This is a genomic window from Collinsella sp. AF39-11AT, from assembly GCF_003474585.1.
Lineage (GTDB): Bacteria > Actinomycetota > Coriobacteriia > Coriobacteriales > Coriobacteriaceae > Collinsella.
Genome location: NZ_QROG01000027.1, coordinates 1 through 25,025, shown reverse-complemented (window position 1 = coordinate 25,025; position 25,025 = coordinate 1). Strand labels below are relative to the sequence as shown.

22 protein-coding genes and 1 tRNA gene are annotated in these 25,025 nt (G+C 60.6%); 1 reads left to right on the top strand and 22 read right to left on the bottom strand.

The window, feature by feature from the left end; all coding sequences use genetic code 11:
- Positions 1-71: 71 nt before the first annotated feature.
- The 8 genes from DW037_RS09300 to DW037_RS09265 all read right to left on the bottom strand — a co-directional run bounded on the left by DW037_RS09300 (position 72) and on the right by DW037_RS09265 (position 8,631).
- Complete coding sequence (locus tag DW037_RS09300) at positions 72-1,079, bottom strand: YitT family protein (protein ID WP_117583851.1); 1,008 nt, start codon at positions 1,077-1,079, stop codon at positions 72-74.
- 353 nt (positions 1,080-1,432) lie between these two features.
- Positions 1,433-2,062 (bottom strand): HAD family phosphatase, encoded by a 630-nt coding sequence (locus DW037_RS09295; RefSeq protein WP_158551578.1) that lies wholly within the window; start codon positions 2,060-2,062, stop codon positions 1,433-1,435.
- 160 nt (positions 2,063-2,222) lie between these two features.
- Positions 2,223-3,206, bottom strand: coding sequence for an SIS domain-containing protein (locus tag DW037_RS09290; RefSeq protein WP_233505639.1), 984 nt, complete (start codon positions 3,204-3,206; stop codon positions 2,223-2,225).
- Positions 3,207-3,404: 198 nt separating this feature from the next.
- Positions 3,405-4,238 carry a PTS system mannose/fructose/sorbose family transporter subunit IID gene (locus DW037_RS09285; RefSeq protein ID WP_117629034.1) on the bottom strand — a complete coding sequence of 278 codons (834 nt, stop codon included), beginning with the start codon at positions 4,236-4,238 and terminating at the stop codon, positions 3,405-3,407.
- Positions 4,239-4,251: 13 nt separating this feature from the next.
- Positions 4,252-5,046 carry a PTS sugar transporter subunit IIC gene (locus tag DW037_RS09280; protein ID WP_117629035.1) on the bottom strand — a complete coding sequence of 265 codons (795 nt, stop codon included), beginning with the start codon at positions 5,044-5,046 and terminating at the stop codon, positions 4,252-4,254.
- 36 nt (positions 5,047-5,082) lie between these two features.
- On the bottom strand, positions 5,083-6,006 hold the full coding sequence (locus DW037_RS09275) for a PTS mannose/fructose/sorbose transporter subunit IIAB (protein ID WP_117629036.1): 924 nt from the start codon (positions 6,004-6,006) through the stop codon (positions 5,083-5,085).
- A 183-nt stretch (positions 6,007-6,189) separates the two neighbouring features.
- Positions 6,190-7,272: a DMT family transporter gene (locus DW037_RS09270; protein WP_117629037.1), complete on the bottom strand. Its 1,083-nt coding sequence runs from the start codon at positions 7,270-7,272 to the stop codon at positions 6,190-6,192.
- A gap of 366 nt (positions 7,273-7,638) precedes the next feature.
- Positions 7,639-8,631, bottom strand: coding sequence for an SIS domain-containing protein (locus DW037_RS09265; RefSeq protein WP_117629038.1), 993 nt, complete (start codon positions 8,629-8,631; stop codon positions 7,639-7,641).
- 205 nt (positions 8,632-8,836) lie between these two features.
- Here DW037_RS09265 and DW037_RS09260 point away from each other — a divergent pair, with 205 nt between their 5' ends.
- On the top strand, positions 8,837-9,559 hold the full coding sequence (locus DW037_RS09260) for a GntR family transcriptional regulator (protein ID WP_117629039.1): 723 nt from the start codon (positions 8,837-8,839) through the stop codon (positions 9,557-9,559).
- 176 nt (positions 9,560-9,735) lie between these two features.
- Here the strand turns inward: DW037_RS09260 and DW037_RS09255 are convergent, their stop codons facing one another.
- The 14 genes from DW037_RS09255 to DW037_RS09190 all read right to left on the bottom strand — a co-directional run bounded on the left by DW037_RS09255 (position 9,736) and on the right by DW037_RS09190 (position 24,843).
- A complete protein-coding gene (locus DW037_RS09255) occupies positions 9,736-10,326 on the bottom strand; it encodes a GNAT family N-acetyltransferase (protein ID WP_117629040.1) in 591 nt (196 codons plus the stop codon).
- Positions 10,327-10,401: 75 nt separating this feature from the next.
- Complete coding sequence (locus DW037_RS09250) at positions 10,402-11,427, bottom strand: low specificity L-threonine aldolase (protein ID WP_118373209.1); 1,026 nt, start codon at positions 11,425-11,427, stop codon at positions 10,402-10,404.
- A 45-nt stretch (positions 11,428-11,472) separates the two neighbouring features.
- Positions 11,473-12,336: a phosphatase PAP2 family protein gene (locus DW037_RS09245; RefSeq protein ID WP_117629042.1), complete on the bottom strand. Its 864-nt coding sequence runs from the start codon at positions 12,334-12,336 to the stop codon at positions 11,473-11,475.
- Between the two features lie 56 nt (positions 12,337-12,392).
- Positions 12,393-16,025 carry a transcription-repair coupling factor gene (gene mfd / locus DW037_RS09240; RefSeq protein WP_118373208.1) on the bottom strand — a complete coding sequence of 1,211 codons (3,633 nt, stop codon included), beginning with the start codon at positions 16,023-16,025 and terminating at the stop codon, positions 12,393-12,395.
- Between the two features lie 157 nt (positions 16,026-16,182).
- The gene (gene nth, locus DW037_RS09235; protein ID WP_035136768.1) at positions 16,183-16,848 is read right to left on the bottom strand and encodes an endonuclease III; all 666 of its coding nucleotides are present in this window, start codon (positions 16,846-16,848) and stop codon (positions 16,183-16,185) included.
- 63 nt (positions 16,849-16,911) lie between these two features.
- Entirely contained in the window at positions 16,912-18,714 is a 1,803-nt protein-coding gene (locus DW037_RS09230; protein ID WP_118373207.1) for an ABC transporter ATP-binding protein, read from the bottom strand.
- A 126-nt stretch (positions 18,715-18,840) separates the two neighbouring features.
- The gene (locus DW037_RS09225; RefSeq protein WP_118373206.1) at positions 18,841-20,196 is read right to left on the bottom strand and encodes a DNA recombination protein RmuC; all 1,356 of its coding nucleotides are present in this window, start codon (positions 20,194-20,196) and stop codon (positions 18,841-18,843) included.
- Positions 20,197-20,247: 51 nt separating this feature from the next.
- Positions 20,248-20,811 carry a transcriptional regulator gene (locus DW037_RS09220; protein ID WP_117629046.1) on the bottom strand — a complete coding sequence of 188 codons (564 nt, stop codon included), beginning with the start codon at positions 20,809-20,811 and terminating at the stop codon, positions 20,248-20,250.
- On the bottom strand, positions 20,808-21,338 hold the full coding sequence (locus DW037_RS09215) for a DUF6036 family nucleotidyltransferase (RefSeq protein WP_117770288.1): 531 nt from the start codon (positions 21,336-21,338) through the stop codon (positions 20,808-20,810). The genes DW037_RS09220 and DW037_RS09215 overlap by 4 nt, the downstream gene beginning before the upstream one ends.
- A gap of 123 nt (positions 21,339-21,461) precedes the next feature.
- The gene (locus tag DW037_RS09210; RefSeq protein ID WP_117564953.1) at positions 21,462-21,896 is read right to left on the bottom strand and encodes a hypothetical protein; all 435 of its coding nucleotides are present in this window, start codon (positions 21,894-21,896) and stop codon (positions 21,462-21,464) included.
- A gap of 444 nt (positions 21,897-22,340) precedes the next feature.
- Positions 22,341-22,880, bottom strand: coding sequence for a rubrerythrin (rbr, locus tag DW037_RS09205; protein ID WP_055252097.1), 540 nt, complete (start codon positions 22,878-22,880; stop codon positions 22,341-22,343).
- 114 nt (positions 22,881-22,994) lie between these two features.
- Positions 22,995-23,900 (bottom strand): adenine glycosylase, encoded by a 906-nt coding sequence (locus tag DW037_RS09200; RefSeq protein ID WP_117758024.1) that lies wholly within the window; start codon positions 23,898-23,900, stop codon positions 22,995-22,997.
- A 21-nt stretch (positions 23,901-23,921) separates the two neighbouring features.
- Positions 23,922-24,407, bottom strand: a complete 486-nt coding sequence (locus DW037_RS09195) for an Rrf2 family transcriptional regulator (RefSeq protein WP_117629049.1) — start codon at positions 24,405-24,407, stop codon at positions 23,922-23,924.
- Between the two features lie 358 nt (positions 24,408-24,765).
- Positions 24,766-24,843, bottom strand: a tRNA-Asp gene (locus DW037_RS09190).
- Positions 24,844-25,025 lie beyond the last annotated feature (182 nt).

The following is a 25,025-nucleotide window of genomic DNA, read 5'->3' as shown; positions in this document are numbered from 1 at the left end:
TGCCTAGGCTAGCCCCTTGTCACACAAACTACCGAAGCCTCATAAAACGATACACCGCATACAGCAAATCCTTACCTGCCGTCGTCCTGTTGCAGGCTGTCCTGATCGATGAGGCGCGCCTGCCTGCTGGCCATGCGCGCGGGCTTGTCGGGATCGGGCACGGCCGTGGGCATGGGCTCGTCGACATGACCGCCCCACCAGCCGCCCACAAAGTTGAGCGTATGGAACACATTGATCACGGCGCCGGGATCAATGTCGCACACCAGCTTGATAATGTCCTGGCTCTCGTAGGTCGAGACAACGGCATGCAGCAGGTACATCTTCTCGCGGCTGTATCCGCCAATGACCTCGGCACAGCTAATGCCATGCTGAAAATGGTCAACATAGGCGGTCATGACCTCGTCGGCCTTGCGCGTCGTGATCTGCAGCGTCACGCGATCGTAGCGACGATAGAAGCTGTCGATGGTCTTGGTCGAAATAAACTGGAACACGATGGAGTACGCCGCGTTGTCCCAGCCAAACATAAAGCCAAAGATCGCCAGGATAAAGCAGTTGAAACCAAAGATAACGCCCCAGATGGTCTTGCCCGTGTGGTTGGAAACCCACAGCGCGATAAAGTCGGTGCCGCCGGTGGATGCGCCGGACTTAAGCGCGATGGCAGCGCCCAGACCCGAGACCACGCCACCAAAAATGATGAGCATGATCTTGTCGCCCAAAAACGGCGCGAAGTGAAAGACGTTGAGGAACAGCGACGAGAGCATGACCTGCATCATCGAGAAGATGACGAAGCGCTTGCTAATGCCGCTCCAGCACAGGAGCGCCACGGGGATGTTGAGCGCGAGCATGCCGAGCGAGATGTCGATGTGAACGCCGCCGAGCGAGGTGACGCGATCGAGCAGGACCGCGACGCCGGTGAGGCCGCTCGGAAGCAGGTCGGCGGGGCGAATGAACGCCTGAATCAGAAATGTCTGGAGAACGGCGGAGATGGTGACCGCCACGGCAGTAATGGCGCGGCGGACGATGGTGAGACGGCCGAGCACGAGCACGCGGTCCGTGAGCTGATCGATGGCGTTCGCCACGTAGGCTCCTTTCGAAGGCAGATGTAATTGTGGGGCATGCCGGCGATTGTAGCATGGAGCGCGAGAGGGCGCTTCAATTCACCCTCTCTCGACAACCAAAACGAGCCAGCAGCTCCCCAACCAAAGAGCCAAATTCTAAGTGAGTAGACTTTTCGCGATCTACCAAGCGCACTCAAAACAGCCACCTCTCCGACCTGCGGTTTTACTAAGGCAGATACGCTTTGTGCTCGGCATGTGCCAAAAAGTCTACTCACTTAGTCCGAGTCGAAGCCAAACGGATCTAAATCAAAGCCAAAATGAGCCAATCCACCGCAAGAGACGTGTGAATCCGCACTTCTTGCGGCGAATTGACGCTACAAAGCGGTCAGAATGTCGGCGAGGTTGTCGATGACGGCGTCGGCTCCCGTTTGGTCCAGGTTAACGCCCTCGTGCGGACGCAGTGCCAGGACGCGCGCGCCGGAGCGCTTGCCGGCCTCGATGCCCAAAGGCGAGTCCTCGATAACCAGGCACTCGGTAGGCTCCACCCCCAGTGCCTCCATGGCACGCAGGTAGATCTCGGGGTCGGGCTTAAATGCACTGCACTCGTGACCGCTGATGGTGTAGTCCAGCACGTCGGTGATACCGGCAATCTCCACCAGCTCGTCAATGAGCTCGCGATAGGACGAGCTCGCGATGGCACACTTGACGCCGCGCTCGTGCAGCTCGCGCATCACCGGCTCCGCCTGCTCGTTGAGCAGCTCGGCATACGGAACAGGGTGAACCGGGCTGTAGACCTGCTTGTACTCAACGCGCAAGCGCTCGCGCAGCTCAACATCGTCGGGCACCAGCGACTTCCAGATGGCAGGCTCGTTAGACCCCGAAAGATCGGGGATCTCGTCAAAGTGGAACCCCTTTTCCTCCATAAACGCCACGCGGCGACGGTTGTAGAACCACTCGGTATCGACCAGCACGCCGTCCATATCAAACAGCACTGCCTTGATCATACGCATCTCCTCCCACCCGCCAAAAAGGGACAGGTTTATTTTGGTAGGTTTTATCTGGGGTTTTGCGGCGCGACGGGCGCGCCCTCCCCAGAGCAAAAAAGGGGACGGGGCGCAAACCCCATCCCCTCTCAATCAACCTGTAAGGTCTACTTACTTGTGATTAGTAGGAAAGCTTCCACATGTAGCGACGCATGGTCAGCGGGTGCTGACGGGCCTCGGCGATCTGGTTGCCGTACTCGCGCATAACGGCGAGGTGCAGCAGCGGGTTGAAGTAGGTGACGACGCTTGCCGGCACGGCGTCGGCCAGACCGTAGTCCTTGGAGTCGATCAGAGCGACCTTGGCGCCCATGCGCTTAAGGAAGGTGAGGGCGCGGGCGTCCATCGGACGGGTGGCACCGTCGGACATGAAGAAGACGTAGGGCTTACCCTCGGTGGAAACCTCGAACGGGCCGTGGAAGTACTCGCCGGTGTTGTAGGCGGCGGCATCGATCCACTGCATCTCGGTGAACAGGAAGGCGGCGTGAGAATAAGCCATCTTCTCGGAGGCACCGGAGGCCATGAAGTAGATCATCTCGTCGTCCTTGAAGTCCTGGGCGAACTGCTTGGCGAGGCCCTTGGCGGACTGAGCAGCGTTCTCGCAAAGCTCGAAGACGTTGGTGAGGCCGGTGATCATGTCCTCGTAGTGGTCATAGCCCTCGGTCTGCTGAAGGATCTCGAGAGCAAGAGCGATGGCGTAGCCGGGCTTCTCGCACTTGGCAGCGTAGTTGGCGTGGAAGCCGTGGACGATGACGTGGTCGGCGTCGACGGTCAGAGCGGAGCCAGCCTTGTTGGTGAGGGAGACGACCGGGCAGTTGTGCTTCTTGGCGGTCTTGTTGGCCTCGACGGTCTCGGGCGTGGAGCCACCGAGGGAGCAAGTGATCACGAAGGTGTGCTCGTTGACCCAGGAAGGCGTGTCGTAGTTGAACTCGTTAGCGGTGAAGATCTGAACGTTCAGCTTGTCCGTGTTGTTGGCCAGGAAGTACTTGGCGGGGTAAAGGTCGGACATGGAAGCACCGCAGCCGACGAAGGCGACGCTGTGGATCTCGTGGTTGGACAGGACGTCAGCGACGATCTGCTTAGGGAGGTTAAGGTCGATCTCGTACATCTGACACATTCCTTTCGATTTTTGCGGCGCCACTTTGCCGGACGCACGCAGGGTTACCGTAATTTGGACCGAGTCGCCGGCCCGTTGAGGATGTGTCAAAGGGACTGTCTCTTTGACACATCTAGGGATGGAAGCCTGCCTGGGGTATGGGATGCCAGGCAGGCCCCCGGGGGAAAGCGGTTAGACGCTGGGTCGCGACTAGGCCAGGATGCCGGCCGCGGAGAGGGCGATGCCGCCCACGATGGCGATCACGAGAAGCCAACCGGTGTTGACGTTCTTCTTGATGAGCCAGTACATAAGGCCGGTGAGGCCGAGGGAGATCATCTGGGGCATCATGCCGTCCAGGATGTCCTGGATCACGACGGTGCCATCAGCGAACTGCAGCGGGGTGGTGGCGCCGATCAGCGTAGCGATCATGCCGCCCACGGACATAAGACCCACGATGCCGCAGACATACATGAGCTTCTCCATGAGGTCGCCGCCCTGGAGCTTGCTCAGGTACTCGTGGCCGCCCTGATAGCCCATCTTGGCTGCGAACCAAGTGATCAGCACAGAGGGGACGATGGAGATGAGCATGGCCAGGATCGGGCCCATGATGGAGCCCTGCTGAGCCAGCTGAACGCCCAGGCCAAAGGCGATAACGCGGATGGTGCCCTGGAAGAGGGAGTCACCGATGCCGGAAAGCGGACCCATGAGGGAGGTCTTGACCGCGTTGATCGAATCGGGATCGAAGTTCTCGGGATCCTTGGCGTACTCCTCCTCCATGGAGGCGGCGAGGCCTAGGACAAAAGCGCTCGTCTGCGGGGTGCAGTTGTAGAACGCCATGTGACGATGGTAAGCCTCTTTCTTAGCAGCGAGCTGCTTGGGGTCAGACTCGTCGGGGTAGAGGCGGTCGAGCGTGGGGACCATGCCGTAGAGGAAGCCCATGTTCATCTGACGCTCGTAGTTCCAAGAGGCCTGGATGGCCCAGGAGCGCCAGAAGAACTGGCTGACCTTCTTGTTCAGGGACACGTCCTTGGTTGCGGTTGCCATAGTGTGTTCCTCCTTAGTCTTCGTCGTCTTCGAGCGGATCATAGTCGGAATCGACACCGGCGGCTGCATGGGAACCGTTGAACTTGAAGCCCATGAAGACGATAGCCAGGCACACACCGATCAGAGCGACCGCGATGACGGACAGGTTGAGGTAGGCGGCGAGCAGGAAACCGATGAACAGGAACGGGGTCATACCCTTCTTGATCATCATGGTGAGCAGCAGGGCCAGACCGTAGGCGGTCATGATCTTGGTCGAGACGTTCAGACCAACGGACAGCCACTCGGGAACCATGTTGACGATGGCTTGGACCAGGTCGGTACCGACAAAGACGGCCAGGAAGATCGGCAGGAAGTACATGATGGCGTACAGACCGGAGCCGGCGCAGATGTGCATGCGGTAGGCGGTCTTGAACTTGCCGTTATCAATCGCGCTATCGGCCACATGGGTGAGGGCGGCGATGATGGAACGGAACACGATGCCGAGGAGCTGACCCAGGACGGCGACCGGGATGGCGATCGTCATGGCGGTCTCGGCGGAAGCATCGGTCAGGCACGCAAAGGCAGCGGCCACGATGCCGCCCAGGACCATATCGGGCGGAACGGCGGCGCCGACCTGCACCAGGCCCATGGACACGAGCTCGACGGCGGCACCGACGGCAAGGCCGGTGGGCACATCGCCCAGCAGCAGACCGACGAGCGTAGCGCCAACGAGGGGCTGCTCGAAGTTAAGACGACCGAGCAGGCGGGAGTCCCACATGCAGAACACGCCGACGAGGCCGACGAGCACCGCACTGATGAACGTATTCATACCCTTCTCCTTTCAGTCAGGCAAAAGCCTGGTTGATTACAGCTTGGCGTCGATGTCGACGCTCTGATACGTAGGGGTCTGCTGGACATAGAGCTTGATGCCCATGTCGAGCAGTTGGTTGACGTCGGCCTTCTGGGTGGCGTCGAGGAAGACGGAGCTGTCCTTGCCGCCGATCTGATCGGCACCGTCGTGGTTGGCGGTGGCGCCCAGGTTGATGGCGTCGAGCTTGTAGCCCTGGCAGAACTGCAGCATCTCGGCCGTGTTGCCAAAGACGAACATGACGCGCTCGCCGAGGGTGTTGAGCTTGTCCATCTTGGCGAGGGCACGCTCGACGGTAAAGACGTTCAGGCGCACGCCCTGGGGCTTGGCAAGCTTGAGAGCGCCCTTCTTGATGTCATCGTTGGCGGCAGCGTTGTCGACGACGATGATGCGCTCGGCCTGAACCTTGGTGGTCCAGGTAAAGACGACCTGACCGTGCAGCAGACGGTAGTCAAGACGTGCGAGGACGATCTTGGCGGGACCGGAGCTGTGACGGGGCGCCTTGGCCTTCTTGGCGGGAGCCGCGGCAGCCTCGACCGGTGCGTTGGGGTTGGTCAGACCGGTGCGGGCCTCGTTGATGAGGGCCGCGAGCTCGGCACCCTTGACGGGGGCGGGGCTCATAGCGAGCGTCAGTGCCAGCGGGATGTTGAAACCGCTGATCACCGTGAATGCCGCACCGTTGCGGGAAAGCTCGACCATGCTGTTGTTGACCGAGCTGCCGAGCATATCGGTCAGCACATAGACGGTGTCGTCCGCATTGAACGTGGCGATCATGGCGTCCACCTTGTTGGTGATGGGCTCCTTGTCGTCACGAGCAAGCGACACGACGTGGACGTTCGACACGTCGCCGAGAACCATCTCGAGCGTGTCTTTGGCGCCTGCGGCCAGGCCGCCATGAGATGCGAGAATGATCTGATTCATCTTGCCTCCTCCTTTTCGTTATGGTCATTATAACGTCTTATACGTTGTGGATATTGCTAATTAGTATAAAGACCGTTCGCGGGTGAAAATCGACCGTTGACGGGTTTAACGTACTTGAAACGTTGGGGCTGGGCAGGCCGGCACTGGCGGGATAACCCCAAGTCGGACCCTGCGCGCAATCCTCTATCGCACGAAGTACCAGGGGCTTTCCTGCACGGTGGGCTCCAGCGCGATGCCGGTGCGCTCCTTAAACAGATCCATGTCCTGCGTTTTCTCCGTCCACCACGCGTTGGGCTTAAAGGTCATGCTCTCAGCGACATGACCGACAAATACACTGTTGCGCAGCTTGGAGAAGTCGGTGTTCATAATCAGGATGGACATGAGCACCAGCACAATACCCAGGACCTTGATCGCGCCGGCGGACTCGGCATAGACACCAATGCCCACCAGTACGGTGACGACCGTCTCGAAAGACATTACGACGGGAACTTTCGATGTCTCGAGCCCCATGGACAGACCCTGCATATATAAGATGTAAGCCACGGCTGTGGGGATGAGTCCAAAGCCAAGGAACAGCAGCAGCAGCTGTGGCGACATTGCCGCGGCGACATCCGGCCACGGAGCCGCGATAGCCGCCATAACCGCACCGCCAAAAACAAGGCCCCAAAACGTGACAGCCAGCGGGTGGACCGTCTTGGTTGCTATCCGGCTAAACACCGCGAGCGACGCCCCACAAAAGCCTGCAATCACGCCCGACGTGACGCCCCAAACCGAAAAATGGAAACCGGAAAGGTCGCCATTAGTTACTGCAAGTACACAGCCCCCTATGTTAAAAGCGATGGCAACGAGCTTGTTGGGGGTCACGTCCTCGCGATAAAGCACGCGGCCGAGCACGACGCCAAACACCGGCGAGGTGTAGAGCAGCACCGAGGCCGTGGACATGCCCACCTCGCCCATACACTCGTAATAGCAAGTGTTGGCGGCGGCCAAACCGACGATACCGACAAGCGCGCAGGAAACAAGCTCTTTAGGGCTTGCCTTGAACAGGGCCAGCGGACCCTGAGCCACGGTAGACCCCTCACCCGAACGGCAGCCCATAAACATCAGGACCGGCGCCAAGATAAGCGCTCCGACCAACAAGCGAAAGGCAGCCATACTCTGGGACGTAACGCCCATGGCCGAGATGCCGTTTACAAAGATTCCGATGCTGCCCCACATAAGCGCGGCGATCAGCACCAGCACATAGCCCAGATTGCTTTTCTTCAACGCAGCCTCCTCGGTATTGTTTCCAATATGTTTCACACTACGTTATAGTCGTTATATACATTTTTCAAGGCACAAATCGGCAAACGGGAAAATCTGCTTTTCCGCTACAACCCATTAGTGCAAAGAGGCCAGGTTCATATGCACCAACTTGGTGCATATGAACCTGGCCCCAATGCACCAACCCCTTAACAAACACGACGACGCCGACGTTTTGGCAACGTCAGCGAGCGCCCGTCATTTGAGCCAAGGTGCCGTGAAATGAAAAGGCGCTGACCTTCTGGTCGCGCCTTTGAAATTGAACGGCAGATTGGCCAAATGCCGGGCGCGCAGCGTCGAGCCGTTACGCCGTTCGGTAGAACGGCGTAACTAGTAGTCCAGCTTCCACATGTAACGGCGCGTCATATAGTCCTTGTGGGTGACGGCAGAGAGCGCGCGCATATACACGTTGTTGAGGATCGGGGCAAAGATCAGGTGGTTGAAGTACTCGCTCACGCTGTCCTTGATGTCGTTGAGGCCGAGCTCCTTGGCGTCGAGCTGATAGACGCGCTCGCCACCGTACTGGCTGACGAAGCGGATGCCGCGCTCGTCGTTGCAGCGGCTGCGGCCGACGCTGATGAGCTGGAACAGCGAGGTACGCTTGTCCAGGATCTCGAAGGGACCGTGGAAGAAGTCGCAGGTGTTGATGGTGCAGGAGTCGATCTGCAGCATCTCCTGCACGTTGCAGATGCTAAAGACGTAGGCGGCACCAAAGAGCGGGCCCTGAGCCATAACGTTGATGCAGGGCTTGTCGGCGTTCTGCTCGGCCCACTTGGCAGCGAGCGGACGGGTGTACTCGACAGCCTTGCGATAGATGGGGTCGACCAAGTCGAACGCGGCCATAGCGGTCTCGTACTCGGCATAGCCCTCGGTCTGCTGCGTGAGCTCCATGGCGATCATGGTCACGACGGCGGAGTTGGTGCGGCCCATGCAGGACTCATCGACGGCCAAGCTGTCGTACTGGATCTTGTAGTCGCAGACCTCGGTGAGGCCGGACTCGTCAACATAGATGGCGATGGTGCTGGCGCCGTGGTCCTTGGCGACCTGGGCGGCGACGATGGTCTCCTTGGTGCCGCGCATGGACACGACGACGGCCAGGGTGTTCTCGTTGACGTAGGCAGGGGTTGCGTGCACGAACTCGTTGCTGGTGTAGCTGGAGCTCACGACCTGCGTAGCCTCGTGCTCCATAAAGTACTGAGCAGGATAGTTACCACCGTTAGATCCGCCGGCGCCGATCCACACAACGCGCTTGATGCCGCCCTTGTCTGCCTTGTCAGCCAAAACCTGGGAGACGACATCCTTAACCTGTTCCTGAGTAGTCATCGTGCATCAGCCTTTCTTCTCGTTTGATGCTCTCGATGGCATACAAGTTACATACACGTTTTGGTTATGTCGACTAGTTGTATGCTATATTTGTCTTAGAATTTTTGCTGGTAAAGTTTTCGACAATCCATTACCAGCGGTTTTGTTGTCATGTTGGATACATGCTTGGTTCAGTAAGCATACAGGTTAGATACAGGTCGTTCGCATGAGCACTTCGTCAAAAAAGAACTTGGCCCAATACGAGCGTCTGGCGAGTACGCTGCGTGACCGCATCGCCGCCGGCACCTACGCACGCGGAGACAAGCTGCCGTCCGAGATGGAGCTCATGGACGAATCGGGGCTGTCGCGCAGCACCGTGCGCCACGCGCTTAAGGTGTTAGTTGACGAGGGCCTGGTGCGCACCGAGCGCGGACGTGGCACCTTTGTGGCCGACACGCCCGCGCTCCACGAGAACAACCTGGTGTTTTCGAGCTATACCAAGCAGGTCGAAGGCCAGGGCATGAAGCCCACCACGCGCACGGTGGACTCGGGCTTTGCCAAGGCCGCCGGCGACGTGACCAAGTTTTTCGATGCCGCCGTGGGCAGCAAACTCGTCAAGCTCGTCCGCCTGCGCTATCTGGACGAAGCACCGCTGTGCCTGGAGACCACCTATCTGCCGCCAAGCTTTGAGGCGCTCATCGATCGCGATATCAACGGTTCGCTCTACGCCACGCTGCGCCAGGAGTTCCATCGTACGCCGGCGCAGGGGCATAAGACCTTTGAGGTGTGCTATGCCTCGCAAAACGAGGCGTTTTTGCTCAACGTCGAGCGCGGGCAGGCGCTGATCCTAATCACCGACTACGTCTACGACACCGACGGCCGCCCGCTCCATATCTCCAAGCGCATCCAGCGCACCGACCGCGCCAAATACACCGAGCCCATCGGCTAACCTACCATTTAGGGACAGGTTTATTTTGGTAGGTTTTATCTGGGGTTTTATTATATCCGCAGGTCAATCGCCTTGGTCATACACACCCAAAACAAAAGCCGCCGCGAAGGTATCCGCATCCTTCGCAGCGGCTTGCAACGTTTGCCCAGATAAAACCTGCCAAAATAAACCTGTCCCTAAATGGTAGGTTTGAGGAGATCGGGGAACCAGGTTGGTTTGGGCTGGTTGGGCGTGCGCTCGGCCAGGACCAACTCCATCCAACACATGTCGTACCAGCGACCGAACTTTTGAGCGCAGCGGTCGAAGGCACCCACCAGGCGATACCCCATATGGGCATGGAAATCCTGACTGTTGTGCGTTAGATACTCGTCGTCCTTGTCGTGCGGCACGGCGATGAGGGCGCACATGTTGGTGATGCCCATCGCGACCAGGCACTGCTTGAGCGCGTCGTGCAACCTGCGACCCAGTCCGCCGTGGCGCACGTCGCGCGCCAGGTAGATCGATGTCTCGACCGACCAGTCGTACGCCTCGCGGCTGTTGAGCGGACTCACATAGGCATAGCCTACCGGGCGCCCGTCCAGCTCCATCACCAGATACGGGTAGCGCTTCAGTGTATGCTCGATGCGCCCGGCGAACTCCTCAACGCTCGGCACCTCGTATTCGCAGGTAATCGCCGTCTGGCGCACATACGGCTCATAGATGGCAAGCAACGCCGGCGCGTCATCGGGCGTCGCCAGGCGAATCGTCGGCTCGGACATCTCGGTCATACAACCCTTCTCCCAAAAGCAAAGGCCGCCCTGCGCCAAACCCAAGCGCAAGGCGGCCCTCGTCATTGCATCAACTTACAGGACGGCAGCCAGCGCGTCGATGTCCTCCTGCGTCGTGGCCCAGCTGGTGCAAAAACGCACCACGGTGCGGGTCTCGTCGTACTTTTCCCAGTACTCGATCGAGGCGTGCTCGCGAATGCGGGCCATATCCTCGTTGGGCAGAATCACGAACTGTTGGTTCGTAGGCGTCTCCAAGAAGAACTCGTAGCCGCGCTCATGCAGCACGCGGCGCAGCGCCTGAGCCGTCTCAATCGCCTGGCGACCGATCTCAAAATACAGGCCATTGGTAAAGAGCGCCTCAAACTGCACGCCCGTCAGGCGGCCCTTGGCCAGCAGCGCGCCGTGCTGCTTAATGCGCGGAATGGGATGCGCCGGAGCGTGCATGCCGCAGAACACCACAGCCTCGCCGCAGAGCGCGCCGCACTTGGTGCCGCCAATGTAGAATACGTCGCACAGCTGCGCCAGCTCGGGCAGGGTAATGTCGCACTCATCGGCCGCCAGCGCATAGGCCAGGCGGGCGCCATCCACAAACAGCGGAATCTCGCGCTTCTGGCACACCGCATGAATCGCCGCGAGCTCGGCCTTGGAGCACAGCGTGCCGTACTCGGTCGATAGGCTCACGTACGCGGCACCCGGAAACACCGTGTGCTCGTAGCTCTCGTTTTCGTAGAACACCTGGATATAGTTCTCGAGGTCCTCGGCGTGCATCTTGCCCTCGTAGCCGGGGATGGTGAGTACCTTGTGGCCGCCAAACTCGATGGCACCAGCCTCGTGGCAGGCAACGTGGCCGGTCTCGGCGGCAACGACGCCCTCGTAGGGCGCGAGCAGCATGTCGATCACCGTCGCGTTGGCCTGTGTGCCGCCTACCAGGAAAAATACGTCGGCATCGGGCGCCTGGCAGGCCTCACGGATAAGCTGCTTGGCACGCTCGGTGTGTGCATCGGTGCCGTAGCCGGGCTGCGGCTCCATATTAGTGTCGACGAGCGCCTGCAGCACTGCCGGATGTGCGCCGTGGGAATAGTCATTGTTAAACGCGAGCATGGTAATCCTCTCTAGCCGGGCACGAGCCCGATGATTCAGATGGGGCTATTGTACGCCGCTCGGATAAGCAATGCGCGCTGCAAGGCACTCGAGCGCCAGCACCAGGGCAAAGCCGCAGCTCACGTCACTCAAAAAGTGCGCACCGATCACGATACGACCAAAGGCGACGAACGCCGCAACCGCAGCGGCGACCCAAAAGACCGCGCGGCGGCGCGACGGCTTTTCCTTAAAGGCCGCCGCGGGAAGCCCGGCGAGCATAAGGCCGATCGCCGCGTGTGCCGTATGTCCGCTCGCAAACGACTTAAAGCCGTCCTTGATCACGCCGGCGGCGATATAGGCCCACTTGTCGGGGTTGCCGATCACCCACCACGGCTGAAAATCGAGTCCCTGCGTCACCTCGATCACGCGCATGCGCGGGCGCGACCACAGCGGCTTGACGATCACGTTGAGGATGATGGCCTGAGCGACCCACACGGCAAGCACCATCAGCGCCCAGCGTGTGAGCTCGTCGGAGTCGGTGTCGCGCGTGAGGCGATAGGCGATGAGGTTGGCCGCGATGACCAATGCAAACGTCAGAACCAGCTGAACCGCGATGAGTTTGCCGCCAACCTTCAGGGACGAGACGATCTCGTAGCCGGCCAGGCCAACGTTGACGAGGATGCCGAGCACGGCGAGCCATTTGCTCCCCCTGGAGTCGGGACGCACCGCGCGCACGAGCATGACGCCCGCGATACTCGCCGTCAGCTCGAACGGCAGCTCGCCAGCGGCCTCGATAAAGCGACCGTACATGCTGCCGATATTGAAGAGCGCGCTCGAGATCTGATAATCGAAGAAACTGCCCACGCCCAGACAAAGGCACAGGACAACCGCGATCATGGCGACATCTTTCTTATAGATGTATCCGAACATGCTTTCCTTTCGATGAGGTCAGATTGCCCAAATGGGGCGTTTGCAGCGTCGACCCATTAGTCGTCATCGCTGGCGCCCAGCTGCTGCAGCAGCATGAGGGCGGCTGCCACGGGGCCGGTGCCGTCGTTGGCATCGAGACCGCGACCCAGGCCGCTGCCCGCACCGGCGCCCGCCTTATAGGGCACCGACAGCTTGCGGCTCTTGGGGAAGTTCACCGCGCCGTACCGATTCTTAAACTCAAAGGCCACCTTCTTGGGCACGTCGACGCCCAAAAACGTGATGCGTCCGCCGCTGAGCGTGACGCTCTCGAGCCCCAAGCGCTCGCCGCGGATACGGATACGCGCGCGGTTGAACAGATTGAGTCCCGCCAACGGCAGCTCGCCATGCGCGGCCTCGGTCTCTTCCTGCACCTCGTCGATGCTCTCCAGGTCCTCGGCCGCTGCGAGCTTGCGGTACACGAGCACGCGCTGGTCCACCGCCGGCAGGTACTCCTCGGACAAGAAGTAATCGGCCGGCAGATTAATACCCACGCTCGCCGCCTCCACGCCGGCGTCGTCATCGCCGCGCGCCTCGGCCACGGCCTGGCCCAACATCTGCGTAAACAGATCAAAGCCCACGCTCGACAGGTTGCCGTGCTGCTCAGCGCCCATCAGCGAACCGGCGCCGCGAATCTCCAGGTCGCGCATGGCGATACGCATGCCGCTGCCCAGGTCCTGGAACTCGGAAAGTGCAGTCAGGCGCGCCGTGGCCTCCTCGGTGAGCGGCAGCTCGCCCGGGAACATAAAGTACGCGTAGGCCTGCGTGGCAGAGCGACCCACGCGGCCCTTGAGCTGGTAGAGCTGTGCCAGGCCCAGGCGCTGCGAGTCCTCGATGATGAGCGTGTTGGCGGTCGCGTTGTCGATGCCGCTCTCCACGATGGTCGTGGCGATGAGCACGTCGATCTTTTTGGTCGCGAACTCGATCATCACGTCCTCGACCTCGCGCGGGCTCATCTTGCCGTGCGCCACGCCCACGCGCGCCTCGGGCGCGGCCTCGTGCACGCGCGCCACGGCGTCGTCGATGGTCTTGACGCGGTTTGACACGTAGTACACCTGGCCGCCGCGGCCCACCTCCAGGCGAATCGCCGCGCTCACCACGTCGGGGTCGTACTCCCCCACGTGCACGATCACGGGACGACGCCCAGTCGGCGGCGTGGTGATCAGGCTCATGTCGCGCACGCCGCTCGTGGCCATCTGCATGGTTCGCGGAATAGGCGTGGCCGAAAGCGTAAGCACGTCAATCTGCTCGCGCAGGTTCTTGAGCTGCTCCTTGTGCTGCACACCAAAGCGCTGTTCCTCGTCAATGATCACCAGGCCCAGGTTCTTGGGGTTCACATCGGCGGAAAGCAAACGATGCGTGCCGATAAGCACGTCGATCGTGCCCTCGGCAAATGCCTTGAGCGCGCGCTTTTGCTGCGCCGGCGTACGGAAGCGGCTGAGCACCTCGACCTCAAGGCCAAACGGGGCAAAGCGCTCAAAGAACGTCTCGTAGTGCTGCTGGGCCAGAATGGTCGTGGGGCAGAGCACCATGACCTGGCGGCCGGAGTCCACGCACTTAAACGCCGCGCGCAGGGCGACCTCGGTCTTGCCAAAGCCCACATCGCCGCACAGCAGGCGGTCCATGGGCTTGGGCGCCTCCATGTCGGCCTTAATGTCAGCGATGGCCTCCAGCTGGTCGCGCGTCTCGTCGTAAGGGAAGCTCTGCTCCATCTCAATCTGCTCGGGCGTATCGGGTGGGCAGGCGATACCGGTAATCGAAGAGCGGCGCGTATACAGATCGACCAGGTCAAACGCCAGCTTTTTGGCGTTCTTGCGCGCCTTATTGGTGGCACGCGTCCAGTCGGCGGTGTTGAGCCTGGTCAGGCGTGGCTTGTCACCGTCGGGGCCAACATAACGCGTAATGCGGTCGACCTGCTCCAGCGGCACGTAGAGCTTGTCGCCATCGGCGTATTCCAGCAAAAAGTAGTCGCGCTCCTTGCCGCCCACTTCCTGGCGCGCGATCTCGCTAAAGAGCGCGATGCCGTGAGTGGCGTGCACCACGTAGTCGCCCGGCTTAAACGGGAACGTGATCTGCGTAATGTCCACCTTGCGGCGGCTGCGCGCGCGGTTGGCATCCATGCGGGCGTTGAGGTCGGCAATCGAGAACACGGCCAGGTTGGCATCGGGCACCACCACGCCCTGCGGCAAGGCGGCATCGACAAAGGTCACGCGCCCGCGCGAGATGGTGGGCACGGCGGCACCGGCGGCAGCCTGGGCGGCACCCGCCTCGAGCGAGCGGGCGTTGAGCGCGTCGGCCTTGCGCTCGCGAATGGAAGCATGGGCCTCCTGGCGAACAGCACGGTCGGCAGAATCCGCCGCCGCCACGCGCACGCGGTCGCCAATGACGCCGGCGTTTTCGGGGGCGGCCGTCAGCGATTCCTCAAAGGTAATGCCCTCGTCGCCAAAGGTGAGCTCCATCGACTCGCGCGCGCCGCGGTCGGGGATGGCAAACACGCAGGCATAGCGCTTGCCCACGACCTCCTGGATGCGCGTCATAAAACGGTTGTCCGAGCCTGCGATGGCCGGCTGCTCAATCTTGAGCTCGGCCGTCACCGCACCGCCGGCACGGATGAGGCTCACATAGTTCAGGCGCTGCTGGGCACCAAAATCGAGCTGTTGGGCGCGCACGTACAGACCATCCAGGCGGTCAATCCCTGCCTCGCCGGCACGGGTCTCAATATCCTCGTAGGCGCGCAGGCAGTCGTCGAACAGCGAGCGCGGCTCGGACAGAACCACGAGCGCCTTGCCGCTCACGTGCGCCAACGGGCTTACGGTCTGGCCGTACATCACCGGCAAAAAGCGGTCGAGCTCGGGCGTGACGATACGCGCATCCACCATCTCGAGCAGCGCCGCCAGTTTGCTGTCGTCCTGGCTGGCGCGATAGAGCGCCACGTGCATGTTGTGGACGGCATCGTCGGTAAGCGCCAGCTCACGGCAGGGGAAGATCTCGATGCTGTCCTCGTTGCCGATGGTTTGGCCCGTGGAGCTCACCATGCGGCGGATGCGGTCAATCTCGTCGCCAAAGAACTCGATGCGCACGGGCGCCTTTTCCTGTGCGGGGAACACCTCGACGGTGTCGCCGTGCACGCGGAACAGACCGGGCGCGTCGGCGGCGCCGGCATTGGTGTAGCCCATGCCCACCAGGCGCTGCGGCACCTCGTCAAAAGGAATCTCCTCGCCCACCGCAAAGGTCGTGGACTCCCAATAGCGACTCTCGACCGGCGGCACGCAGCGCAACAGCGCACGGGCCGAGGCAACCATGATGCAGTTGTCCCCGCGCACGATGCGTCCCAGGGCCTCGCAGCGCTGCGCCACGACGGCGTCGTCGGGCGCCTGCTCGCGCCAGGGGTAGTCCTTGCGCTCGGGAAAGCGGCACACGTGCGCCAGGCCCACATAGGCGGCCAGGCTGCGTGCGGTGCGATCGGCCGCGTCCTCGCCACTCACGATGTAGACCGTGGGGCGCGGGCGGCGCGCAAACTGGGCTGCCGCCATGAGCGTGCGGCCCGACTGCGACACGGCCAGCGTCACGTCCTCGCCGGCATCGAGTCCGGCCTCGACGGTCTGCAGCGCCTCGGCAGTGTAGAGCTGCGCGGCTATACGGTGAATGAGCATGCTGTTCCTCCGGCATCGCAACGCCAAAAGCCCGCCGGGGCAAGCTCGGCGGGTCGTACGTCAAATACATTGTCTGTCATGGTAGCGCATGGAGAGGACTCCGGCTCAAGGGCAAACCCAGCCCCGCAAAAAACGCCAGACGAAGATGCGTTCCGCCCTACCCCGCCACGCGCACGCTGGGGCACAAATCTGCCAGCGGACACTCGTCACACTTGGGTTTGCGGGCGTCGCAGATCTCGCGGCCAAAGGTGATCCACTGATGGTTGACCGACTCCCAATACTCGTGCGGCAAAATCTTAAGCAGATCCTGCTCGGTCTTGAGCGGCTCCTTGGCATGTGTCTTGGGACTCAGCATCAGGCGGTGCGCAATGCGGTTGACGTGCGTGTCCACCGCAATGCCCTCCACGATGCCATACCCCACGTTGAGCACGATGTTCGCCGTCTTGCGTCCCACGCCCGGCAGCTTCACGAGTTCCTTCATGTCGGCCGGCACCTCGCCGCCATAGTCGGCGACGATCATCTGCGCGGCCTCCACGGCGTGCTTAGCCTTACTCTTATAAAAGCCGAGCGACTTGATGGTGTCCGCCACGTCAGCTACGCTCGCCCCGGCCATGGCCTCGGGCGTGGGCCACTGGGCAAACAGCCGCGGCGTCACTTTGTTGACCTGCGCATCGGTCGTTTGCGCCGAAAGCAGCACCGCGATCAGCAGGCGGAAGGGATTCTCGTGGTCCAAAAAGCACTCGACCGGGCCATAGCGACGGTTGAGGCGCTCACACACCTCGATGGCGCGCTCGCGCTTGGCGGCATTGGTCTCGCGTGGCATAACGACTCCTCGGCTCAACGGCACAATAAACTTATGGGCACAATTGTCCCACGTCCGAGACGTTTACGCCTCCAAGAATGCGCCGGTCTGACGGCTCCACAGGCTCGCGTACTCGCCGCCCGCCTCGACGAGCTGCACATGCGTGCCGTCCTCGACGATCTCGCCATCCGCCAGCACCACGATGCGGTCGAGCGCCGCCACGGTGGACAGGCGATGCGCCACCACAATGGAGGTGCGGCCGCGCATCAGGTTCTCGAGAGCTTCCTGCACCAACGCCTCGGACTCGCTATCGAGGGCAGACGTCGCCTCGTCGAGTACCAGAATCGGCGCGTCGGTGAGGATGGCACGGGCAATGGCCACGCGCTGGCGCTGGCCGCCCGAAAGCTTGACACCGCGCTCGCCCACCATGGTGTCAAAGCCATGGGGCAGGCGGTCGATAAACTCCAGGGCATTGGCCAGGCGCGCCGCCTCACGAATTTGCTCGTCGGTGGCGTCGGGGCGGCCGTAGGCGATATTCTCGCGAATGGAGCGGTGGAACAGCAGCGCCTCCTGTGGCACGTAGGCCACCTGACGGCGAAGGCTCTGCTGCGTACAGCGCGAGACGTCCTGGCCGTCCACGAGCACGCGGCCGCCCTGCACATCGTCCAAGCGCAGCAACAGCTTGGTAAGCGTCGTCTTGCCCGAGCCCGATTTGCCCACCAGGCCCACGCGCTGGCCCGCCGCCACATGGAGCGTCAAGTCGTCGAATACGCTCTCGCCCGCCGCGGCGTCACGGTATGCAAAGCTCAGGTGCTCAAAATCAATCGCGCCCTCGCCCACCTTGAGCTCGGGGGCATCCGGGTCGTCTGCCACCAAGCGTGGCTCGTCCAGCACGCGCGTCATCTCGGCCGCATCGCCCAAAGCGCGGTTGATGCGCTGCATCATGGAGCTTACGTAGTTCAGGCGCATGGTGAGGTTATAGGTGTAGGTAAAGATCATGACGAGCGAGCCGGCCGAGACGCCAAACCACGCATTACCGCCCGCCACGAACACACTCACCACGGCCATGGTGATGACGATAAGGCCCGAGGTCGTAAAGTTGCGCTGCATCATGGCGTGCATCGAGACCGTCTCGGCGTCGCGCGCGGCACGATCGGCGGCGTCGAACAGATCGCGTTCGAAGTCCTCGCGCCCGCAGGTTTTGACGGCCAAGATGTTCGTGACCGCGTCGGAGAGCACGCCCGAGAGCTTGTTCTGCGCAGCGGACGTCGCGGCCGAAAGCGGCATGATGCGCTTGTACATAAGCCAGACAAACGCGATGTAGACGACCATGATGCCCACCAGGATCACGGTAAACGTCGGCACCACCGGGGCGAGTGCGGCCACGGTGCAGATTACCGAGGTGATGGTGGGGATGAGCGAATACACCGTCACGTCGACCAGACCCGTGTAGCCGCTCATAAAACGGCTTGTCTGGCTCACAAGCGATCCGCCAAAGCGGCTGGTATGGAATGTCATGGATTGGTTGGAGAGCGTGTCGAAGCACAGGCGCGCCAGGTGGTAGTTGCCTGCGATCTCGAGCTTGTAGACGGTGTAGTCCTGCAGCTTGGAGAGGATCTGACCCACCAGGTTAACGAGTACGAGCGCCAGGATATAGGGGCCGAAGACCTCGAATACTTGATCGCCCGCCACGGGGCCGGCCTGGACGCGGTCGACGATGAGGGCCATCACGTAGGTGTTGGCAAACGTGAGCAAAAAGATGTAGCCCGCCGACGAGAGCACCGAGAGAAAGACAATCAGCGGCTGCGTGCGCGTGACACCCCAAAACCGCTGCAGCGTGCGGCGCACGGTGGAGCGGCTGAGCGGACTGGTGCTTCTCTGAGACATGGGCTTCCTTTCGCATCTGATAGGGCGAAACGCCATTGTTGCACATTGAAGCGCACTTCAGGCAAGCACGATGCGAAAAGCGATGGGGCACCCGCGTTTACGCCGGCGACCCACCGTCCGTTGCGACTAGTCCTCGTCTTTTTGGTCTGCGAGCAGGCCTGCGGACTCCAAGCCCAAAATCGCGTCGGCTTCCTCAGCATCCTCCAGCGCGTCGATGTCCTTGAGCTTGCGCTCCATGACGTTGGTGCGCGTGGTAATGATGCCCTCGACCGTTTTGCCTGCGGTCTCGATCTGCTGTTGGGCGCGGCGCAGCGCCGCCTGATAGCGCGGCAGCTCGGCCTTGACGGCGGAGAGCACGCGCAGTACGTCGTCGGTACGTTTTTGCAGCCTAAACGTCTGGTAGCTCATCTGCAGACTATTGAGGATGGCCGCCATGGTGCTGGGACCGGCTACGTTGACGTGATAGTCGCGGCCCAGGATCTCGATAAGCCCGGGGCGGCTGACGATCTCGGCGTACAGCCCCTCAAACGGCACGAACATGATGCCAAAGTTGGTCGTTGCCGGCACACTCAGGTACTTTTCGCAGATGTCCTTGGCCTCGCGTTTCACCATCGTATCGAGCGTCTTGCGCGCTGCGGCGACGGCCTCAGCGTCACCAGACTCCTGGGCGTCGAGCAGATGCTCGTACGCGTCGCCCGGAAACTTGGAGTCGATCGGCAGCAGCACGGGGTCGCCCTCGTCTACCGGCAGCCTGACAGCAAACTCAACGCGTTCCGAGGCGCCGGGCTTGGTGGCGACGTTTTCCAGATATTGGTCGGGCGTAAGGATGTCCGCCAGGATCGCGCCCAGCTGCACCTCGCCCAAAATGCCACGCGCCTTGACATTGCCCAGCACGCGCTTAAGGTCGCCCACGCCGGCGGCGATAGACTGCATGTCGCCCAGGCCCTTGTACACGGCCTCGAGCTGGTCGCTCACCTGCTTAAACGATGCCGACAGTCGGTCGTTGAGTGTGCGAGAGAGCTTCTCGTCCACCGTCGCGCGCATTTGGTCGAGCTGCACGTTGTTGTCTTTGCGGATGGCGCCCAGCTGAGCATCGACCGTCTCGCGCACCTTGTCCAGGCGATGCTCGATGCCTTCGCGGTTGGCGCCAAGCTGTTGGGCCGTCTCGCGGCGCAGGTCATCCATACGGTCGCCGGCCTGCGAGAACTCGCGCGCAATGGTCAGGTAGCGCTGCTGCTCTACGGCGGCGTCGGTCGTCTGCTGCTGCGCGATGGCATTTGCCGTGCGGCGGGTTTCGGCCAACGCGACGTTCAGGGTGTCGAGCGTGCTGTTGGCCTGCTCGAGCGCTGCCAGCGTTTCCGCGCTACTGTCGCCACGCTCCCGCAGCTCGGCACGCAGGCTCTTGAGCTGGAGGGCGCAAGCCACAGCAACCCCCACCGCCACCAAGGCGATCACAACAAGCACAATATCAATAGCAGACATAGACTCCGCCCAACAAACCCAATCGATTATCAATCAAAACCGCGATCAATCTTACCCCGCCACACGCACCGGGCGCCCGGCCCCTTCTTGGGTGCTTCTCTCCTCCGCATATTCCATAATGCGACGCGCTGTCTTCCTGCTCACCTTCGAGTCATCACCGGCTAAGTATGCGTACACGTTTCCCTTATTCAGATTCAAATCGCGGCAGAGACCGTAGCGCGTTACACCCGATTCCTCCAATGCTTTAAGTGTTCTCTTTCTCATCAGGGCGTTCACCCTTCTGTCGGCCGCTGGCTTTTCTTTCACCCCTCTATACGCACGCCAAACGTTGGCGTAACGATTGGGGAGCTTATCCTCGGAGCATAGAGATGCCAGGCTACTCGCTTGGCCATACAGAGACAAAACACCTCGATAGCCCTCTTCCATCCACGAGCCCTCGGATAAACCCAGAACGTATTCGGCCTTACCCTGCGCCAAAGCGAGCAAAAACAGAGGCTCCGCCACACGCGGCTCAACCGTTGTTGCCTGCTTTACAAGCTTCCTAAAACTCAGCGACTGCTGTCCGGACAGCTCTCGGCAATAGCCTTTCAAAAATCCCTCAAAAGTCAGATTCAACCGAGCACCTCCTTTTTGTATTGCCTGTATGCACAGACCATCTCTTGATAACTCCGCTCTGAAGGCGACGAGGCCAACGCCTCTCCTTCATCGAATATAAGCCGCTCGAGCAGATCCCAATCAAGTCGGTCGATAAATGTTCGACTATGGAGGTCGACGATGTCGTTCGGACGATAGGCATAAAGCTTCATCACCGCCAGATCCTCCAAAGATGGCGTAAAGTACCTGATAAAATGCGCCCCGATCTCCAATGGGATCAGTCGATCTTCGTAATTGAATGGCATCTGGTTGCAATATGCCACTACCATGCCATTCACCTCGGGGTATCGAGCTATGATCTCGCGGAGGCGCCTGTCTGCCTCAAACACATCAATGTCATGTGTAACCGACCGATTCGTCACATCGTTTAGCATGAAGGCGCTTCCTCCCACCAATACAACGCTCGGCCTATCGTCTCTTGGACCTATTTCCAGCTCCGCCTCTTCGTCAATATCCAAAAGAGTCTGCTCTAAATCCTGCTTATACATAGCAAATCCTATTATTATTCATCTTCAATAATACTATTCAGTCGCACGACAGGACCCACAGGATGCAAGAATCCTACTCGTGGCGAGAATCCCTACACCCTAGAAGTCCTAATGTGACAAACGCTAACTCTCCCAGCCGGCGCGGATGGTTGTTATGACGTCACCTAAGCGCTGGCCTAGGGCCGCTAGATGCTGGAGCACCTCGTTGGGCGATGCGCCGTTGAGGATGCACGTGAGGGCATACGACGCCAGAAAGATGGCCGCAAGCCCCAGCGGGATGAGCACGATCATCGCCAAGGTGCGCAGGCGCTGGCCCACGCGGCGACGACGCGCACGACGCTTGTCGAACGCGAGCTCCTGCGCATATGAATCTTGCTGTACGGAATAGGCCTCTGGTGCCGATTCACACCCGGGCACAGCTGCAGGTACAGCAGCGGGCACGACATTTTGCGCAAAGGGCTGGACTGCCGCCCCTTGCATTTGCATCTCCATGAGTCGTTGCTGCTGACGCAGCATGCGCTCAGCTTGTTGCTGCGGAGTCTCAAGAAACAAATCCATGCTGGCCTCCAAAATCGGAGCATTCGACGCTTACGCCCAGCATCCCGCACCGCCATGACCGCGACAACGCAATCCGTAGCAATAGCCGCAAAGTTTCTTGTTGACAAAAGCTGTCGAAAACCTCAACAACTCCCCTACCAGCACTTTCTCTGAGCTTTTTTATCGAATGGTCTTTTGCCCTTCCGCCAACCCGCCAACTAACCAAAATCTAACCAAAAGCTTGACGAAAATTGTGGAGACCGAGACCCCACACAAAACGTGCCGCCCCAAAAAGGGGCGGCACACAATCTTTAATATCAGCTTTTCAGTAACGAGCACGCGACGACCCGAAGCCGGAGCGCAGGGCGGGGGAAACACCTTTGCCTCGCGCGACCCTGCGGAGCCGTGAGCGAGAGGGAAAGGTGTTTCCCCCGCCCTGCGCTCCGCAACAGCCAGCGCCACGCGCTAGTAGTTCACCACCTGCTCCTCAAAGTACGCCTTCGGGTGGTTGCACACCGGGCACACCTCGGGCGCCTCGGCACCAACGTGCAGGTGCCCGCAGTTCAGGCACTTCCACACCTTTACGCCCTCACGCTCAAACACCTCGCCCGACTCGATGCGCTCGACGAGCTTGTTGTAGCGCTCCTCGTGGGCCTTCTCGACGGCGGCGACACCACGGAACTTTGCGGCAATCTCGGCAAAGCCCTCTTCCTCGGCGGTCTTGGCAAACTCGTCGTACATCGTGGTCCACTCGTAGTTCTCACCCGCGGCGGCATCGCGCAGATTGTCCAGGGTATCGGGGACGGCGCCATCGTGCAGATACTTAAACCACAGTTTGGCGTGCTCGGACTCGTTGCCAGCCGTCTCGGCAAAGATGTTCGAGATCTGAACGTAGCCGTCCTTCTTGGCCTTGGAGGCATAGTAGCGATACTTGGTGTGTGCCTGGGACTCACCGGCAAAAGCGGTCTCGAGGTTCTTCTTGGTTTGAGAATTCTCAAAATCCATAGGTGTACTTCCCTTCAACGCATGCCGCCCGTAGGCTTCGAGCGGCCTCGTCTTTAGGATGCCCTCATGCCGAAAATCTAAACCTTACAATCCTGTTCTTCAGATTTGCACGGGCTAGATGCTCAGCCAGCGATCGCCCTCGGCTCGGCAAAAGCCCTCACGCTCCAGGTCGGCCAGAATGCCCGCGACAAGCTCGCGCTCGACCGGTCCACGCCCAGCCGCCGCTTCCATCTCGTTAACGCCCACCACGGCATCAGCAAGCGTAATCCCCGCCGGCTGGCCATCGCGCGCTGCCAGCAACATGCGCACGATATGCGCGCGCTTTTGGCGACGTGAGCCCTCAAACTTTGATTGACGGCTATAGCCCGCCGAGCGCCTGGACGGATTGGGCAACGTCTTTTTTAGATATGCGCCGTAATCTAGCAACGCGTAATACCACGCGCGCGGCGTATCGGCATCATCGAGCGGCACGGCAAAGGGAGCGATCTCGTCGGTCGCCGCACCGGGGGCCGCCGGACAGGCCGCCTGAATCAGCGGCACCAGCTCGCGATCGGGAACAGCCGGTACATCGGGAAAGAAGTGATGCAGAAAGACCGTGCGCACGTTGGTCTCCAGATACACGCCCGGAAGATCAAACGCAAACGACCGGATACCTTGCGCCGTTGCCGGGCCAATACCAGGCAGAGCGACCAAGTCACGCGTCTCGTGCGGAAACTCCCCGCCCCAATCCTCTACGACCCGTTGAGCGGCCCCGTGAAGCGCCAGAGCGCGTCGGTTGTAGCCCATGCCCTGCCAAGCGTCCAAAACATCGGAAGGCGCGGCCTGGGCAAGCGCCTGCACGGTCGGAAAGCGATCGAGCCACGCCGGCATACGCGTCTCCACGCGTGGTACCTGTGTTTGCTGCAGCATGACCTCAGAAAGCCAAATGATGTACGGATCGCGCGTGCGGCGCCACGGAAGGTCACGATAACGCAGGACCCCTTCCGAACGAATCATCGAACGAAAGGGGTCCTGAATCATATCTATGCTCCTTATGCGGCGCTATTCCTCCCGGCAAGCGCACGCGCAGGTGGCGTACTCGGGAAACGCTTCGCGGTCGGCGAATTTGGGATCGACGGCCGGGAACTGGCGGTGAGCGACGATGTCGCCGAGCGAAACGGAATCGAGGTAATCGCGCATCAACGCTTGAGCTCCGGCCCACAGGGGATGATAGCAGCACGTGCCCATGCGTGCACAGTCGCCATCGGGTGCGGTGCAATCATTCATAACCATAGGGCCCTGAACGGCCTCGACGACCTGGCGGATGGTGACGTCGTCCGGACTGACCTTGAGACGCATGCCACCGTGGACGCCACGCAGGCTCTCCACAATACCGGCCTGGACCAAACCGTGCTGAATCGAGCGGGCAAACGAATACGGAACATTGACCTCTTCGGCAGCGGTGCGAACAGAAAGCAAACGCTCCGGATCCTCGGCAAGCATCGCCAGCATACGAAGGGCGTAATCAGTCTTCCTCGATATGTCCATTTTTCCCCTTTCAAGGAATACGAACAGCTCGAACGAGCTCCGGGGCCGAGCTTGTGTCGAGACGCTAAATGACCGCAGGACATCCAAATGGTAAATCGGATATCCACTGAATGCCGCGCTTGGAGCGAAATGCATCAGATGCGGCCCACAGTGCAATTTAGTATAACCTAACCCCCTGCTTCGTTGAACAGGTGTTGCGCAACAAAGCTGTTGTTTAGACAGATATGCTTATTAGATTTTACTTGCGTTCCCGAAGGGGCGGGGATTCTGGGCGAAGATGCGCCAGGGCGATCGTTCTATCGAAACAAAGTGCATCAAACGCAAAAAGCCACGTCCGAAGACGTGGCTTTAATTGCGTTGGCGGGAAGTACGGGGCTCGAACCCGCGACCTCCGACGTGACAGGCCGGCGCTCTAACCAAACTGAGCTAACTCCCCAGGCAGACGTTCGCGTTTGTTTCCGCTCGCGTGCGCTGCGGGGATTAGTATACACAGAAGTCTGTCCGGCGCGCAACAACTTTTTTGAAAAAATTTTTGGGGCCATCCGGGAGGGTCTCCGGGGCTGGGGGCGGGGGTTAAGTTTGCTGCTCTACAGTCCTGCGCAAGACGGAAAGCACATT